This is a genomic window from Streptomyces sp. NPDC126510 (assembly GCF_040302345.1).
Taxonomy (GTDB): domain Bacteria; phylum Actinomycetota; class Actinomycetes; order Streptomycetales; family Streptomycetaceae; genus Streptomyces.
Window position 1 is genome coordinate 15,545 of the sequence record NZ_JBEORR010000037.1, and the last position, 16,324, is coordinate 31,868.

The following is a 16,324-nucleotide window of genomic DNA, read 5'->3' on the forward strand; positions in this document are numbered from 1 at the left end:
CTTGAACAACAGTGCGGATCGCCCGCTCGGCCTGGGCGATCTTCACCGGATTCACGTCAGCCCGGCCCCCCTTCCGCAGGCGATCTTCCGCCAACGGGCCCTCCCGCGGGCCCTTTCTGTTCGACGACCGGCCGCGGAGCACGTACACTCTCACCTCGTTGGCCTCTCGCAGGCCGCGCCCGTTCGGTGCACACCAAGCATCCGGACGGATGCGGTACGTTGGGGGACACACAAAGGGTCGTAGCTCAATTGGTAGAGCACTGGTCTCCAAAACCAGCGGTTGGGGGTTCAAGTCCCTCCGGCCCTGCTACACACTCCATCGCCAGGATGTGTGCGCATGTACGTACAGCAATGCACCGCCGTGCGGCTCAGACCGGGCGCGGCACGGCCACGACCCGGAATCAGGTGAGGACGAGTGACGGACGCCGTGGGCTCCATCGACATGCCTGATGCCCAGGACGAGGCGCCGGAGTCCAAGAAGGCTCGCAAGGGCGGCAAGCGCGGAAAGAAGGGCCCGCTGAAGCGGCTCGCCCTCTTCTACCGCCAGATCGTCGCGGAGTTGCGCAAGGTCGTCTGGCCGACCCGCAACCAGCTGACGACCTACACGACCGTGGTGATCATCTTCGTCGTCATCATGATCGGCCTGGTCACCGTGATTGACTATGGGCTCAGCAACGCCGCGAAGTACGTGTTCGGCTGAGCAGTCCGCGAAGAGCGCCGAGGTACCCGGCGCTCCTTTCGCATGTTCCACCCCCATGTATCCAGGAAGAAGCAGCCACCGTGTCTGACCCGAACGTGAACGACGCCATCGAGCCTGTCGAGTCCGTCGAGGACGAGCTCGACATCGTCGAGGGCGCGGACAGCGAGGACACCGAGGCCTCCGCCGAGGTCGAGGCTGCCGACGCCGTCGCGGACGACGCCGCCGAGGCGGAGACCGAGGACGCCGAAGAGGCCGAGGACGCCGAAGAGGCCGCGGAAGAAGCCGAGGAGCTCGAGGAAGAGCCCGAGGACGACCGGGACCCGATCGAGAAGCTCCGCGAGGAACTGCGGGTCCTGCCCGGCGAGTGGTACGTCATCCACACCTACGCCGGCTACGAGAACCGCGTGAAGACCAACCTCGAGCAGCGCGCCGTCTCGCTGAACGTCGAGGACTACATCTTCCAGGCAGAGGTGCCGCAGGAAGAGGTCGTCCAGATCAAGAACGGCGACCGCAAGACGATCAAGCAGAACAAGCTCCCGGGCTACGTCCTGGTCCGTATGGACCTGACGAACGAGTCGTGGGGCGTCGTCCGGAACACCCCCGGCGTCACGGGCTTCGTGGGCAACGCCTACGACCCGTACCCGCTGACCCTGGACGAGATCGTCAAGATGCTCGCCCCCGAGGCCGAGGAGAAGGCCGCTCGCGAGGCCGCCGAGGCCGAGGGCAAGCCGGCTCCGCAGCGCAAGGTCGAGGTCCAGGTGCTGGACTTCGAGGTCGGCGACTCGGTCACCGTCACCGACGGCCCGTTCGCCACGCTGCAGGCGACCATCAACGAGATCAACCCGGACTCGAAGAAGGTCAAGGGCCTCGTCGAGATCTTCGGCCGCGAGACGCCGGTCGAGCTCTCCTTCGACCAGATCCAGAAGAACTGACTTCCGGACACACCGCTTCCGCGCAGGTCAGGCGATCGCTCCGGCGCTTGCCTGACCTGCTCGGTTTTCAGCCGCGCATCCATACCCGTTATCGTTGTGCGGTATGCCTGCATCCGGGTGGTCCCCGGGCGCGGGCAGGACCCGAATCGAAAGGACCCGGAGAGCTATGCCTCCCAAGAAGAAGAAGGTCACGGGGCTCATCAAGCTCCAGATCCAGGCCGGTGCCGCCAACCCGGCCCCGCCGGTCGGCCCCGCGCTGGGTCAGCACGGCGTCAACATCATGGAGTTCTGCAAGGCCTACAACGCCGCGACCGAGTCGCAGCGTGGCTGGGTGATCCCGGTGGAGATCACGGTCTACGAGGACCGTTCCTTCACCTTCATCACCAAGACGCCGCCGGCCGCGAAGATGATCCTGAAGGCCGCGGGCATCGAGAAGGGCTCCGGCGAGCCGCACAAGACCAAGGTCGCGAAGATCACGCGTGACCAGGTCCGTGAGATCGCCACGACCAAGATGCCCGACCTCAACGCCAACGACCTGGACGCCGCCGAGAAGATCATCGCCGGCACCGCCCGTTCCATGGGCGTCACGGTCGAGGGCTGAGCCCCAACCTCCATCAGCAGAAGTGGCGGGGCCTGCTCGGCCCGGACCACGACTCCTAAGAATCCACAGGAGCAGTAGTGAGCAAGCGCAGCAAGTCCCTTCGCGCTGCGGACGCCAAGGTCGACCGGGAAAAGCTCTACGCCCCGCTCGAGGCCGTCCGTCTCGCCAAGGACACCTCCACGACCAAGTTCGACGGCACCGTCGAGGTCGCCTTCCGCCTGGGTGTCGACCCGCGCAAGGCCGACCAGATGGTCCGTGGCACCGTGAACCTTCCGCACGGCACCGGCAAGACCGCCCGGGTCCTGGTCTTCGCGACCGGTGACCGTGCTGCGGCCGCGGAGGCCGCGGGCGCCGACATCGTCGGCTCCGACGAACTGATCGACGAGGTGGCGAAGGGCCGTCTGGACTTCGACGCCGTCGTCGCCACCCCGGACCTCATGGGCAAGGTCGGTCGTCTCGGCCGCGTGCTCGGTCCGCGTGGTCTGATGCCGAACCCGAAGACCGGCACCGTCACCCCCGACGTGGCCAAGGCCGTCACCGAGATCAAGGGCGGCAAGATCGAGTTCCGCGTCGACAAGCACTCGAACCTGCACTTCATCATCGGCAAGTCGTCCTTCGACGACACCAAGCTGGTGGAGAACTACGGCGCCGCGCTGGAGGAGATCCTCCGTCTGAAGCCGTCGGCCGCCAAGGGTCGCTACATCAAGAAGGCCGCCATCAGCACCACGATGGGCCCCGGCATTCCGGTCGACCCGAACCGCACCCGCAACCTCCTCGTCGAGGAGGACCCGGCTGCGGTCTGAGCCTGAGGCTCACCCAACCGGTCACGGGCCCCGCACCTCTTACAGGTGCGGGGCCCGTTCCCTTTTCCGGTACGTACGCCGGTGGCCTGGGTTAACGTGCGGGATCCGGATACGAACGGGGGGACGTATGCAGGGCACGACCGTGCGCCGCGTGGGCCTGGTGCTCGCGGCGACCGCGCTGACGGGGGTGGCCGCCTGCACGTCCCATGAGTCCTCCGGCACCCCCGGCCGGGACGACGGCGCCGCACGCGGCCGGGCCCTCGTCGCCCTGCGTGCCGCCGAGCGTGCCACCGAGCACGCCGAGTCCGCCCGGGTGGAGTCCACGACGTCCATGGGTTCGCTGATGTCCATGACCGCCGACGGCACCCTCGGCTGGGGCGACGGCATCACCGGCACCCTCACCATCAAGTACACCGGCGGCACCATCGCCGACACCATGCGGCGGCTCGGCACCACCTCGATGGAAGCCCGCTACCTGCCCGAGGCGTACTACGCGCGCATGGGCGAGAAGTTCGCCGAGCAGACCGGCGGCAGGCGCTGGATCCGGTACGCGTACGAGGACCTCGAAGCCCTCGCCGGCGGCTCCGGCGCCCACCTCGGCGACCAGATGCGCAGCACCACACCGAACCAGTCCGTGAAGCTCCTGCTGTCCTCCGGGGACGTCAGGAAGGTCGGCGAGGAGACCGTCCGCGGCCGGTCCGCGACGCACTGGTCCGGCACGGTGACAGCGGCCGACGTCGCCGATCCCGGATTGCGGAAGCAGCTCACCGAGGCCGGTGTGGCCACCGAGACCGTCGACATCTGGGTCGACAAGCGGAACCTGCTGGTCAAGAAGGTCGAGAAGGCGCGGATGTCCACCGGCCTGATGACCCAGACCGCGCACTACGCCGACTATGGCGTGCCGGTCCGGGCCGAACGGCCACCGCGGTCCGACACCGGGGACTTCGAGGACCTGATGCGCAAGCAGCCCGGCACGCCCTGAGTCTCCGTCTAATCCGATAGATCACTTGTGCCCCCTGGGATAGGCTCACGGCCTTGCTGTGAAGCAAGCGTGTATTCCTTGGGGGGAATCGATGAGGACATCCATACCTGCCGCCGGGGCGTGTGCCCTGCTTCTCGCCGCCGGTGCCGTCGGCTGCGGATCCGAGCAGTCGCCGGAGATGACGCCCGCCGCGGCCGTAGCCAAGGCGGCGAAGAACACGGAGGACATCACGTCCCTCCAGTACCGCCTGAAGGGCACGGTCCCGGAGTCGGGCCGTGTCGAGGGCGAGGCGTCCATGCGCCTGAAGCCCACGGTCGCCATGAGCATGAAGATGACGGCGCCCGACCAGGCCGCCGGCGAAAGCGTGGAGATCCGTCTCGTCGACAAGGCCATGTACCTCGGTGGGGGAGCCGAGATGGCCAAGGAGATGGACGGCAAGCGCTGGCTGAAGTTCGATCTGTCCGGCTCCGAGGCCGGCAAGGACCTGGACAAGATGGGGTCCCCGAGCCAGGCCGAGCAGAACCCGGCGGCGGAGTCCACCTTCCTCACGGGCGCCAAGGACGTGAAGAAGGTCGGCAGCGAGAAGGTCGAAGGGGTCGAGACCACCCACTACACGGGCACGGTCACCCTCGCCGACCTGCGCACCTCGCTCAAGGACGAGAAGGCCGAGACCCGCAAGCAGCGCGAGAAGAGCATCAAGCAGTACGAGAAGCTGGGCGTCGACAAGTTCACGATGGACATGTGGGTCGACGGCGAGGACCACACCAAGCAGTTCCGCATGAAGGGCCAGGCAGACAAGGGTCCGATGGACATGACCATCACCTTCCTCGACTACAACAAGCCCGTCACCGTCACGGCCCCGCCGGCCAAGGACGTCGCGGACCTGAGCGAGATGTTCAAGGAGCTGGGGCAGGGCTGAACCGCCCCGCGCCGATCCGCCGTACGGGCGGATTTGCCTCACGGTGAACCGTTCCCGTACTCTCCTACAGAAGCCAAAGACCGCTGGTCGTTACCGCGCGCTCATCAGAGGGCGCGGTGGCCGAAGGATCCGCTGAACGGCGGACGACCCGCGCAGGTGACACTGGAGAAGCTCCCGGAGTCCGCCGCCTCGTGCGTGTGTGAAACCGGTTGAGCTACGCCCCGTGCGCTTGCGCCGGGGCGTTTCGTTTTCCCCAGTCCTCCTTCGGGTCCGCGCGGTCCGAATCACCCGGAAGGAGGCCGAGGCTCATGGCGAGGCCTGACAAGGTCGATGCCGTCGAGGAGATGCGGGACAAGTTCCGCAACTCCAACGCTGCTGTCGTTACCGCGTACACCGGTCTCACCGTCGCGCAGCTCCAGAAGCTGCGTCGTTCACTCGGTGAGAACGCTCAGTACCGTGTGGCGAAGAACACGCTGACCAAGATTGCGGCCAACGAGGCCGGGATCACGACGCTGGACGACCTCTTTGCGGGTTCGTCGGCGGTCGCCTTCGTGACCGGTGACCCGGTCGAGGCGGCGAAGGGTCTCCGTGACTTCGCCAAGGACAACCCCAACCTCGTCATCAAGGGCGGCGTCCTTGACGGCAAGGCGATGTCCGCCGATGAGATCAAGAAGCTTGCGGACCTCGAGTCCCGCGAGGTTCTGCTCTCCAAGCTGGCGGGTGCCTTCAAGGGCAAGCAGTCCCAGGCTGCTCAGCTCTTCCAGGCGCTTCCCTCGAAGCTCGTCCGCACCGTGGACGCGCTCCGTGCCAAGCAGGACGAGCAGGGCGGTGCCGAGTAACTCGGCTCGCATCCCGGCCGCCGCTGCCTAACGCGGCGACCGTCGCGGGCCAGTAGTACGCCCGCCTCACATGTACATCCGGCACCTGCCGATATTAGTGGAAGGACCGCCAATCATGGCGAAGCTCAGCCAGGACGACCTGCTCGCGCAGTTCGAGGAGATGACCCTCATCGAGCTCTCCGAGTTCGTGAAGGCGTTCGAGGCAAAGTTCGACGTCACCGCCGCCGCGGCCGTCGCCGTCGCCGGCCCGGCCGGCCCGGCCGCCCCGGCCGAGGCCGAGGCCGAGCAGGACGAGTTCGACGTCATCCTCACCGGTGCCGGCGACAAGAAGATCCAGGTCATCAAGGTCGTGCGTGAGCTGACCTCCCTGGGTCTGAAGGAGGCCAAGGACCTCGTGGACGGCGCCCCGAAGCCCGTCCTCGAGAAGGTCGCCAAGGACGCCGCCGAGAAGGCCGCCGAGTCCCTCAAGGGCGCCGGCGCCTCCGTCGAGGTCAAGTAACACCCCCGGATCCGTCAGGATCCACAACGCGTCCCACTGGACGTGTAACGCGTAAGCGCGGAAGAGCGATCATCCATCCGGGTGGTCGCTCTTCGGCGTTCTCGGGGGCGGGCCACGGTTACCTTGAAGCCCCGGTGACGGGGGGTATGGTGATCTTCGTTGTGTCCCCGGGCGGCCCCGGATCGGGCAGGGGGGCCTTGACGAACCGCACGCAGCGCGCAATTCTCAGGACGCGTCGTCACAGGATCCGAATCCGAGGCATGGATCGACGACGAAGAGGGCAGTATCAACGTGCGTTGAGGGCAGCGCCTTGTCGCAGGAGTGGAACAACGAGGGTGAACACGGGTTCCAGAACCCGCACTGGACATCAGTGTGCCAAGTGGCTACACTGACCCTTTGCGCTGCCTGTTAGCTGTCCCCTGCCCGTCACCAGGGGTCTGCCCTCGCCCGAGCATCGACGACAAGACATGTCCGACCTGGCCTTTCGGCCGGACTGACACAGCTTGTCTCTGTGTACGGGAGAGGGGCCGGTACGCGCGTAGTGAGTCCGAGCCCTCGGAAGGACCCCCTCTTGGCCGCCTCGCGCAACGCCTCGACCGCGAATACGAACAACGCCGCCAGCACTGCCCCGCTGCGCATCTCTTTTGCAAAGATCAAGGAGCCTCTTGAGGTTCCGAACCTGCTCGCGCTGCAGACCGAGAGCTTCGACTGGCTCCTCGGCAACACCGCCTGGCAGAGTCGGGTCGAGGAGGCTCTCGAGAACGGTCAGGACGTCCCCACCAAGTCCGGGCTCGAGGAGATCTTCGAGGAGATCTCCCCGATCGAGGACTTCAGCGGGTCGATGTCGCTGACCTTCCGCGACCACCGCTTCGAGCCGCCGAAGAACTCCATCGACGAGTGCAAGGACCGTGACTTCACGTACGCGGCCCCGCTCTTCGTCACTGCCGAGTTCACGAACAACGAGACCGGCGAGATCAAGTCCCAGACGGTCTTCATGGGCGACTTCCCGCTCATGACGAACAAGGGCACCTTCGTCATCAACGGCACCGAGCGTGTCGTGGTGTCGCAGCTCGTCCGTTCGCCCGGTGTCTACTTCGACTCCTCCATCGACAAGACGTCCGACAAGGACATCTTCTCCGCCAAGATCATCCCCTCCCGGGGTGCCTGGCTGGAGATGGAGATCGACAAGCGCGACATGGTCGGTGTCCGCATCGACCGCAAGCGCAAGCAGTCCGTCACCGTCCTGCTCAAGGCGCTCGGCTGGACCACCGAGCAGATCCTCGAGGAGTTCGGCGAGTACGAGTCCATGCGCGCCACCCTGGAGAAGGACCACACCCAGGGCCAGGACGACGCACTGCTCGACATCTACCGCAAGCTGCGTCCGGGCGAGCCCCCCACGCGTGAGGCCGCGCAGACGCTGCTCGAGAACCTCTACTTCAACCCCAAGCGCTACGACCTGGCCAAGGTCGGCCGCTACAAGGTCAACAAGAAGCTGGGTGCGGACGCTCCGCTGGACGCGGGCATCCTGACCGTCGAGGACATCATCTCGACGATCAAGTACCTGGTGAAGCTGCACGCGGGCGAGACCGAGACGGTCGGCGACAGCGGTACGAACATCGTCGTCGAGACCGACGACATCGACCACTTCGGCAACCGCCGCCTGCGCAGCGTCGGCGAGCTCATCCAGAACCAGGTCCGTACGGGTCTGGCGCGTATGGAGCGTGTCGTCCGCGAGCGGATGACGACCCAGGACGTCGAGGCGATCACGCCGCAGACCCTGATCAACATCCGGCCGGTCGTCGCCTCCATCAAGGAGTTCTTCGGCACCAGCCAGCTGTCGCAGTTCATGGACCAGAACAACCCGCTGTCGGGTCTCACCCACAAGCGCCGTCTGTCGGCCCTTGGCCCGGGTGGTCTGTCCCGTGAGCGGGCCGGCTTCGAGGTCCGTGACGTGCACCCCTCGCACTACGGCCGCATGTGCCCGATCGAGACGCCCGAAGGCCCGAACATCGGTCTGATCGGCTCGCTCGCCTCCTACGGCCGGGTCAACGCGTTCGGTTTCGTCGAGACCCCCTACCGCAAGGTGTTCGAGGGCCAGGTCACCGACGAGGTCGACTACCTGACCGCCGACGAGGAGGACCGCTTCGTCATCGCGCAGGCCAACGCGCAGCTGACGGACGACCTCCGCTTCGCCGAGGCCCGGGTGCTCGTCCGCCGTAAGGGCGGCGAGGTCGACTACGTCACCGGTGAAGACGTCGACTACATGGACGTCTCGCCGCGCCAGATGGTGTCGGTCGCGACCGCCATGATCCCCTTCCTCGAGCACGACGACGCCAACCGTGCCCTCATGGGCGCGAACATGATGCGTCAGGCCGTGCCGCTCATTAAGTCCGAGGCCCCGCTCGTCGGCACCGGCATGGAGTACCGCTCCGCGGTCGACGCCGGCGACGTGGTCAAGGCCGAGAAGCCCGGTGTGGTCCAGGAGGTCTCCGCGGACTACATCACCACCGCCAACGACGACGGCACGTACATCACGTACCGCCTGGCCAAGTTCGCCCGCTCCAACCAGGGCACCTCGGTCAACCAGAAGGTCATCGTCAACGAGGGCGACCGGATCATCGAGGGCCAGGTCCTCGCCGACGGTCCGGCCACCCAGAACGGCGAGATGGCGCTGGGCAAGAACCTGCTCGTGGCGTTCATGCCGTGGGAGGGTCACAACTACGAGGACGCGATCATCCTGTCGCAGCGCCTCGTGCAGGACGACGTCCTCTCCTCGATCCACATCGAGGAGCACGAGGTCGACGCCCGTGACACCAAGCTCGGCCCCGAGGAGATCACCCGGGACATCCCGAACGTCTCCGAGGAGGTCCTCGCCGACCTCGACGAGCGCGGCATCATCCGCATCGGTGCCGAGGTCGTCGCCGGCGACATCCTCGTCGGCAAGGTCACGCCCAAGGGTGAGACCGAGCTGACCCCGGAGGAGCGCCTGCTGCGCGCCATCTTCGGTGAGAAGGCCCGTGAGGTCCGGGACACCTCGCTGAAGGTGCCGCACGGCGAGATCGGCAAGGTCATCGGCGTCCGCGTCTTCGACCGCGAGGAGGGCGACGAGCTTCCCCCCGGTGTGAACCAGCTGGTGCGCGTCTACGTCGCGCAGAAGCGCAAGATCACCGACGGTGACAAGCTCGCCGGCCGTCACGGCAACAAGGGCGTCATCTCGAAGATCCTGCCGATCGAGGACATGCCGTTCCTGGAGGACGGCACCCCGGTCGACATCATCCTCAACCCGCTCGGTGTGCCGTCCCGAATGAACCCGGGACAGGTTCTGGAGATCCACCTCGGCTGGCTCGCCAGCCGCGGCTGGGACGTCTCCGGCCTCGCGGACGACTGGGCGCAGCGCCTGCAGGCCATCGAGGCCGACCAGGTCGACCCGGGCACGAACGTCGCCACCCCCGTCTTCGACGGTGCGCGTGAGGACGAGCTGGCCGGTCTGCTGAACCACACCATCCCGAACCGCGACGGCGAGCGCATGGTGCTCCCGACCGGTAAGGCGCCGCTGTTCGACGGCCGCTCCGGCGAGCCGTTCCCGGAGCCGATCTCGGTCGGCTACATGTACATCCTCAAGCTGCACCACCTGGTCGACGACAAGCTGCACGCCCGGTCGACCGGTCCGTACTCGATGATCACCCAGCAGCCGCTGGGTGGTAAGGCCCAGTTCGGTGGCCAGCGCTTCGGTGAGATGGAGGTGTGGGCGCTGGAGGCTTACGGCGCCGCGTACGCCCTCCAGGAGCTGCTGACCATCAAGTCCGACGACGTGACCGGCCGCGTGAAGGTCTACGAGGCCATCGTCAAGGGCGAGAACATTCCCGAGCCCGGCATCCCCGAGTCCTTCAAGGTGCTCATCAAGGAGATGCAGTCCCTGTGCCTCAACGTGGAGGTGCTGTCCTCGGACGGCATGTCCATCGAGATGCGCGACACCGACGAGGACGTCTTCCGCGCTGCGGAGGAGCTTGGCATCGACCTGTCCCGGCGTGAGCCGAGCAGCGTCGAAGAGGTCTGACGGGAGTTCGGCGGCCTTCGTCATGAAGGCCGCCGGCCCCAGGACCCCCGTATCAGACCCCATGACTTACAACCCTGAGAGGGATTGACGCATAGTGCTCGACGTCAACTTCTTCGACGAGCTCCGGATCGGTCTGGCCACCGCTGACGACATCCGTCAGTGGAGCCACGGCGAGGTCAAGAAGCCCGAGACGATCAACTACCGCACGCTCAAGCCCGAAAAGGACGGACTCTTCTGCGAGAAGATCTTCGGTCCGACCCGGGACTGGGAGTGCTACTGCGGCAAGTACAAGCGTGTCCGCTTCAAGGGCATCATCTGTGAGCGGTGTGGCGTCGAGGTCACCCGCGCCAAGGTGCGCCGTGAGCGGATGGGCCACATCGAGCTGGCCGCCCCCGTCACGCACATCTGGTACTTCAAGGGCGTCCCGAGCCGTCTGGGCTACCTGCTCGACCTGGCTCCCAAGGACCTCGAGAAGGTCATCTACTTCGCGGCGTACATGATCACGTACGTCGACGAGGAGCGCCGTACGCGCGACCTGCCCTCGCTGGAGGCCCACGTCTCCGTCGAGCGCCAGCAGATCGAGCAGCGCCGCGACGCCGACCTGGAGGCCCGCGCCAAGAAGCTCGAGACCGACCTGGCCGAGCTGGAGGCCGAGGGCGCCAAGGCGGACGTGCGCCGCAAGGTGCGCGAGGGTGCCGAGCGTGAGATGAAGCAGCTGCGTGACCGCGCGCAGCGCGAGATCGACCGCCTCGACGAGGTGTGGAACCGCTTCAAGAACCTCAAGGTCCAGGACCTCGAGGGCGACGAGCTGCTCTACCGCGAGCTGCGTGACCGCTTCGGCACGTACTTCGACGGCTCGATGGGTGCCGCGGCGCTGCAGAAGCGCCTGGAGTCCTTCGACCTCGACGAGGAGGCCGAGCGTCTCCGCGAGATCATCCGCACCGGCAAGGGCCAGAAGAAGACCCGTGCGCTCAAGCGCCTGAAGGTCGTCTCCGCGTTCCTGCAGACCAGCAACAGCCCCAAGGGCATGGTGCTCGACTGCGTGCCGGTCATCCCGCCGGACCTCCGCCCGATGGTGCAGCTGGACGGTGGCCGCTTCGCGACCTCCGACCTGAACGACCTGTACCGCCGTGTGATCAACCGGAACAACCGCCTGAAGCGCCTTCTCGACCTCGGTGCGCCCGAGATCATCGTGAACAACGAGAAGCGCATGCTCCAGGAGGCCGTGGACGCGCTGTTCGACAACGGCCGTCGTGGCCGTCCGGTCACCGGTCCCGGTAACCGCCCGCTGAAGTCCCTCAGCGACATGCTGAAGGGTAAGCAGGGTCGATTCCGTCAGAACCTGCTCGGTAAGCGTGTGGACTACTCCGCGCGTTCCGTGATCGTCGTCGGTCCGCAGCTGAAGCTGCACCAGTGCGGTCTGCCCAAGGCGATGGCGCTGGAGCTCTTCAAGCCGTTCGTGATGAAGCGCCTGGTCGACCTGAACCACGCGCAGAACATCAAGAGCGCCAAGCGCATGGTCGAGCGCGGCCGCACGGTCGTGTACGACGTGCTGGAAGAGGTCATCGCCGAGCACCCGGTTCTGCTGAACCGTGCGCCCACGCTGCACCGCCTCGGCATCCAGGCCTTCGAGCCGCAGCTGGTCGAGGGCAAGGCCATCCAGATCCACCCGCTCGTCTGCACCGCGTTCAACGCGGACTTCGACGGTGACCAGATGGCCGTCCACCTGCCGCTCTCCGCGGAGGCGCAGGCCGAGGCCCGCATCCTGATGCTGTCCTCGAACAACATCCTCAAGCCCGCCGACGGCCGTCCGGTGACGATGCCGACCCAGGACATGGTCCTCGGTCTGTTCTTCCTCACCACCGACGGCGAGATGCGCGACCTCAAGGGCGAGGGTCGTTCCTTCGCCTCGGTCGCCGAGGCGATCATGGCCTTCGACGCGGGCGAGCTGTCGCTCCAGTCGAAGATCGACGTCCGCTTCCCGGTCGGCACCATCCCGCCGCGTGGCTGGACCCCGCCGGCGCGTGAGGAGGGCGAGCCCGAGTGGCAGCAGGGTGACAGCTTCCGGCTGAACACCACCCTGGGCCGCGCGCTCTTCAACGAGCTGCTGCCCGAGGACTACCCGTTCGTCGACTACGAGGTCGGCAAGAAGCAGCTCTCCGAGATCGTCAACGACCTCGCCGAGCGCTACCCCAAGGTCATCGTGGCGGCGACGCTCGACAACCTGAAGGCGTCCGGCTTCTTCTGGGCGACCCGTTCCGGTGTCACCGTGGCCATCTCCGACGTCGTCGTTCCCGAGGCGAAGAAGGAGATCGTCAAGGGCTACGAGGCGCAGGACGAGAAGGTCCAGAAGCAGTACGAGCGCGGTCTGATCACCAAGGACGAGCGCACGCAGGAGCTCATCGCGATCTGGACCAAGGCGACCAACGAGGTCGCCGAGGCGATGAACGACAACTTCCCGAAGACCAACCCGATCTTCATGATGGTGAACTCGGGTGCACGAGGCAACATGATGCAGATGCGTCAGATCGCCGGTATGCGTGGTCTGGTGTCGAACGCGAAGAACGAGACGATCCCGCGTCCCATCAAGGCCTCCTTCCGTGAGGGCCTGTCCGTGCTGGAGTACTTCATCTCCACGCACGGTGCCCGTAAGGGTCTGGCGGACACCGCTCTGCGTACCGCCGACTCGGGTTACCTCACTCGTCGTCTGGTCGACGTCTCCCAGGACGTCATCATTCGCGAGGAGGACTGCGGCACCGAGCGCGGTCTGAAGCTGCGGATCGCCTCGAAGGACGAGGCGGGTGTCCTGCGCAAGGCCGAGGACGTCGAGACCAGCGTCTACGCCCGCATGCTCGCCCAGGACGTCGTCATCGACGGCAAGGTGATCGCGCCGGCCAACGTGGACCTGGGTGACGTGCTCATCGACCAGCTCGTGCACCACGGCGTCGAGGAGGTCAAGACCCGCTCGGTCCTGACCTGCGAGTCCGCCGTCGGCACCTGCGCGATGTGCTACGGCCGCTCGCTGGCCACCGGCAAGCTGGTCGACATCGGTGAGGCGGTCGGCATCATCGCCGCCCAGTCCATCGGTGAGCCCGGTACCCAGCTGACGATGCGTACCTTCCACACCGGTGGTGTGGCCGGTGACGACATCACCCAGGGTCTGCCGCGTGTCGTCGAGCTCTTCGAGGCCCGTACCCCGAAGGGTGTCGCCCCGATCTCCGAGGCCCAGGGCCGCGTGCGGATCGAGGAGACCGAGAAGACCAAGAAGCTCGTCGTCACCCCGGACGACGGCAGCGACGAGACGGCGTTCCCGATCTCGAAGCGTGCCCGTCTCCTGGTCAGCGAGGGCGAGCACGTCGAGGTGGGCCAGAAGCTCACCGTGGGTGCCACCAACCCGCACGACGTGCTGCGCATCCTGGGTCAGCGTGCCGTCCAGGTCCACCTGGTCGGCGAGGTCCAGAAGGTCTACAACTCGCAGGGTGTGTCGATCCACGACAAGCACATCGAGATCATCATCCGGCAGATGCTCCGCCGCGTGACGATCATCGAGTCCGGCGACGCCGAGCTGCTGCCCGGCGAGCTGGTCGAGCGCTCGAAGTTCGAGACCGAGAACCGTCGTGTGGTCCAGGAGGGCGGTCACCCGGCCTCCGGTCGTCCGCAGCTCATGGGTATCACCAAGGCCTCGCTGGCCACGGAGTCCTGGCTGTCGGCGGCGTCCTTCCAGGAGACGACGCGAGTCCTCACGGACGCGGCGATCAACGCCAAGTCCGACTCGCTCATCGGCCTCAAGGAGAACGTCATCATCGGTAAGCTCATCCCGGCCGGTACGGGTCTGTCCCGCTACCGCAACATCCGGGTCGAGCCGACCGAGGAGGCCAAGGCCGCGATGTACTCGGCCGTCGGCTACGACGACATCGACTACTCGCCGTTCGGCACGGGCTCCGGCCAGGCCGTTCCGCTGGAGGACTACGACTACGGTCCGTACAACCAGTAAGCGAGTCGCTTGAGTCGAAGGGCGGTCACCCTGCGGGGTGGCCGCCCTTGGGCGTTTCCCGGTACCGGGGGCCCGGCGGTACCGGGAGCCCGGGCGGGAAGGGCCCCTACGCCGTCTCACCGGGCGTCTGCGGGCGGCGCGGCCACGGCGGTGGAACCGAGGCGCGTCCGCGCGTGGGACCGTCTCTGTCGGCTGTCTGGCCGACTTCCGGCGCCCCGCCCCGGTGTACCGGTGCCGGAATCTGCGCTTCGGCGCATCATGGAAGGACTCCGGCCACCGGGGAGGTGCTCCGTGTCGCAGTCGCGCTATCCGTCCTGGCAGCCCTGGCAGGGCTCCGGTGCCCCGTCGATGCTGGCGTCGCACGCCGACCGGGAGCGGGCCGTGGATGTGCTCAGAGCCGGGTACGGCGAGGGGCGGATGGAGCAGGCCGAGTTCGAGCAGCGGGTGGGACGGGCGTACGCGGCGCGGACCGTGGGGGAGCTGGCGCTGCTCGTCGCGGATCTGCCGCAGGGGCCGTTGTCGCAGCCGGCCTCGGTCGTGCCCGTTCCGGCGACGTTCCTGCCCGTGCCGCGGGCGCGGACCAACGGCAAGGCCGTCGCGGCCGGGGTGTGCGGGCTGCTGTGCGTGCCGACCATGGGGCTGACCGGGATCCCGGCCGTCGTGCTGGGGCATGTGGCCCGGGCCGAGATCCGCAGCCGTGGGGAGCTGGGGGACGGGCTCGCGCTGACCGGCCTCGTGCTCGGGTGGTTGTCCACGGCGGGCTGGGCACTCGTTCTGGTGTTGCTCACGGTGGTGTCCGTCGTAGCATCGTGAAAGTGTGCAAAACGGATAGTCGCCGTCGAATTGAAGATCGATAACGGCCGGGGGGCTTGACATGTCCCGCATGCCGATGCGGGCGCTGCCCATTTGTTTTGACCGCAGCGAATGCGATAGGTACGCTCAGACCTTGTGCCTGGGGTGTGCCCTGGCTCGCGTGTGTGCCATGAACCGCACGGCGAGCCGACACCGGCCACCGTAATCTGCGCTGTTTCTGCCTCGCGGCGGGAGTCCGCGGGTTCGACACACCCGACCGCGTGGGTCGGCGATGTTCCAGGTTAGCTTTACGATTCGGCACACAGAAACCGGAGAAGTAGTGCCTACGATCCAGCAGCTGGTCCGCAAGGGCCGGCAGGACAAGGTCGAGAAGAACAAGACGCCCGCACTCGAGGGTTCCCCTCAGCGCCGGGGCGTCTGCACGCGTGTGTTCACGACCACCCCGAAGAAGCCGAACTCGGCCCTGCGTAAGGTCGCGCGTGTGCGTCTGACCAGCGGGATCGAGGTCACCGCTTACATTCCGGGTGAGGGACACAACCTGCAGGAGCACTCCATCGTGCTCGTGCGCGGCGGCCGTGTGAAGGACCTGCCGGGTGTTCGCTACAAGATCATCCGTGGCTCCCTCGACACCCAGGGTGTCAAGAACCGCAAGCAGGCCCGTTCCCGCTACGGCGCCAAGAAGGAGAAGTAAGAATGCCTCGTAAGGGCCCCGCCCCGAAGCGCCCGGTCATCATCGACCCGGTCTACGGTTCTCCTCTGGTGACGTCGCTCATCAACAAGGTGCTGCTGAACGGCAAGCGCTCCACCGCCGAGCGCATCGTCTACGGCGCCATGGAAGGTCTGCGTGAGAAGACGGGCAACGACCCGGTCATCACGCTGAAGCGCGCGCTGGAGAACATCAAGCCGACCCTCGAGGTCAAGTCCCGCCGTGTCGGTGGTGCGACGTACCAGGTTCCGATCGAGGTCAAGCCCGGTCGCGCCAACACGCTCGCGCTGCGCTGGCTGGTCGGTTACTCCCGCGCCCGCCGCGAGAAGACCATGACCGAGCGTCTGCTCAACGAGCTTCTCGACGCCTCCAACGGCCTCGGTGCCGCTGTGAAGAAGCGCGAGGACACCCACAAGATGGCCGAGTCCAACAAGGCCTTCGCGCACTACCGCTGGTAGTCGCTACCCACATCGAGACCG

Annotated in this window: 13 protein-coding genes and 1 tRNA gene; all 14 read left to right on the top strand. The window is 66.6% G+C overall.

Annotated elements, in window-relative coordinates:
- The first annotated feature begins 234 nt into the window (after nt 1–234).
- The 14 genes from ABTX60_RS35995 (at nt 235) to rpsG (ending at nt 16,303) form a co-directional block, all read left to right on the top strand.
- Nucleotides 235–307 (top strand) — tRNA-Trp (locus ABTX60_RS35995).
- A gap of 108 nt (nt 308–415) precedes the next feature.
- Nucleotides 416–700 carry a preprotein translocase subunit SecE gene (gene secE / locus ABTX60_RS36000; protein WP_104785540.1) on the top strand — a complete coding sequence of 95 codons (285 nt, stop codon included), beginning with the start codon at nt 416–418 and terminating at the stop codon, nt 698–700.
- Nucleotides 701–780: 80 nt separating this feature from the next.
- Nucleotides 781–1,632 (top strand): transcription termination/antitermination protein NusG, encoded by an 852-nt coding sequence (gene nusG / locus ABTX60_RS36005; RefSeq protein WP_352101226.1) that lies wholly within the window; start codon nt 781–783, stop codon nt 1,630–1,632.
- A 166-nt stretch (nt 1,633–1,798) separates the two neighbouring features.
- Complete coding sequence (rplK, locus tag ABTX60_RS36010) at nt 1,799–2,233, top strand: 50S ribosomal protein L11 (protein ID WP_003992325.1); 435 nt, start codon at nt 1,799–1,801, stop codon at nt 2,231–2,233.
- 77 nt (nt 2,234–2,310) lie between these two features.
- Nucleotides 2,311–3,036, top strand: coding sequence for a 50S ribosomal protein L1 (rplA, locus tag ABTX60_RS36015; protein ID WP_352101227.1), 726 nt, complete (start codon nt 2,311–2,313; stop codon nt 3,034–3,036).
- A gap of 127 nt (nt 3,037–3,163) precedes the next feature.
- Entirely contained in the window at nt 3,164–4,018 is an 855-nt protein-coding gene (locus tag ABTX60_RS36020) for an SCO4651 family lipoprotein (protein ID WP_352101228.1), read from the top strand.
- Nucleotides 4,019–4,109: 91 nt separating this feature from the next.
- A complete protein-coding gene (locus tag ABTX60_RS36025; RefSeq protein WP_352101229.1) occupies nt 4,110–4,937 on the top strand; it encodes an SCO4651 family lipoprotein in 828 nt (275 codons plus the stop codon).
- 308 nt (nt 4,938–5,245) lie between these two features.
- Complete coding sequence (gene rplJ, locus ABTX60_RS36030) at nt 5,246–5,776, top strand: 50S ribosomal protein L10 (RefSeq protein WP_104785526.1); 531 nt, start codon at nt 5,246–5,248, stop codon at nt 5,774–5,776.
- Nucleotides 5,777–5,891: 115 nt separating this feature from the next.
- Nucleotides 5,892–6,275: a 50S ribosomal protein L7/L12 gene (rplL, locus tag ABTX60_RS36035; protein ID WP_352101230.1), complete on the top strand. Its 384-nt coding sequence runs from the start codon at nt 5,892–5,894 to the stop codon at nt 6,273–6,275.
- A 571-nt stretch (nt 6,276–6,846) separates the two neighbouring features.
- Nucleotides 6,847–10,332 carry a DNA-directed RNA polymerase subunit beta gene (gene rpoB, locus ABTX60_RS36040; RefSeq protein ID WP_352101231.1) on the top strand — a complete coding sequence of 1,162 codons (3,486 nt, stop codon included), beginning with the start codon at nt 6,847–6,849 and terminating at the stop codon, nt 10,330–10,332.
- A gap of 94 nt (nt 10,333–10,426) precedes the next feature.
- Nucleotides 10,427–14,326 carry a DNA-directed RNA polymerase subunit beta' gene (locus ABTX60_RS36045; RefSeq protein WP_352101232.1) on the top strand — a complete coding sequence of 1,300 codons (3,900 nt, stop codon included), beginning with the start codon at nt 10,427–10,429 and terminating at the stop codon, nt 14,324–14,326.
- A 291-nt stretch (nt 14,327–14,617) separates the two neighbouring features.
- Nucleotides 14,618–15,139 (top strand): DUF1707 and DUF4190 domain-containing protein, encoded by a 522-nt coding sequence (locus ABTX60_RS36050; RefSeq protein WP_502992463.1) that lies wholly within the window; start codon nt 14,618–14,620, stop codon nt 15,137–15,139.
- Between the two features lie 319 nt (nt 15,140–15,458).
- Nucleotides 15,459–15,830 carry a 30S ribosomal protein S12 gene (gene rpsL, locus ABTX60_RS36055; protein ID WP_003948652.1) on the top strand — a complete coding sequence of 124 codons (372 nt, stop codon included), beginning with the start codon at nt 15,459–15,461 and terminating at the stop codon, nt 15,828–15,830.
- Nucleotides 15,831–15,832: 2 nt separating this feature from the next.
- The gene (rpsG, locus tag ABTX60_RS36060; RefSeq protein ID WP_003974303.1) at nt 15,833–16,303 is read left to right on the top strand and encodes a 30S ribosomal protein S7; all 471 of its coding nucleotides are present in this window, start codon (nt 15,833–15,835) and stop codon (nt 16,301–16,303) included.
- Nucleotides 16,304–16,324: the final 21 nt, after the last annotated feature.

Excerpts from the sequence above, each read along its gene's own strand:
- ABTX60_RS36020 (WP_352101228.1), top strand. The coding sequence starts at position 3,164 with ATGCAGGGCACGACCGTGCGCCGCGTGGGCCTGGTGCTCGCGGCGACC.
- rplK (WP_003992325.1), top strand. The coding sequence starts at position 1,799 with ATGCCTCCCAAGAAGAAGAAGGTCACGGGGCTCATCAAGCTCCAGATC.
- rplL (WP_352101230.1), top strand. The coding sequence starts at position 5,892 with ATGGCGAAGCTCAGCCAGGACGACCTGCTCGCGCAGTTCGAGGAGATG.
- rpsG (WP_003974303.1), top strand. The coding sequence starts at position 15,833 with ATGCCTCGTAAGGGCCCCGCCCCGAAGCGCCCGGTCATCATCGACCCG.
- rplJ (WP_104785526.1), top strand. The coding sequence starts at position 5,246 with ATGGCGAGGCCTGACAAGGTCGATGCCGTCGAGGAGATGCGGGACAAG.
- ABTX60_RS36025 (WP_352101229.1), top strand. The coding sequence starts at position 4,110 with ATGAGGACATCCATACCTGCCGCCGGGGCGTGTGCCCTGCTTCTCGCC.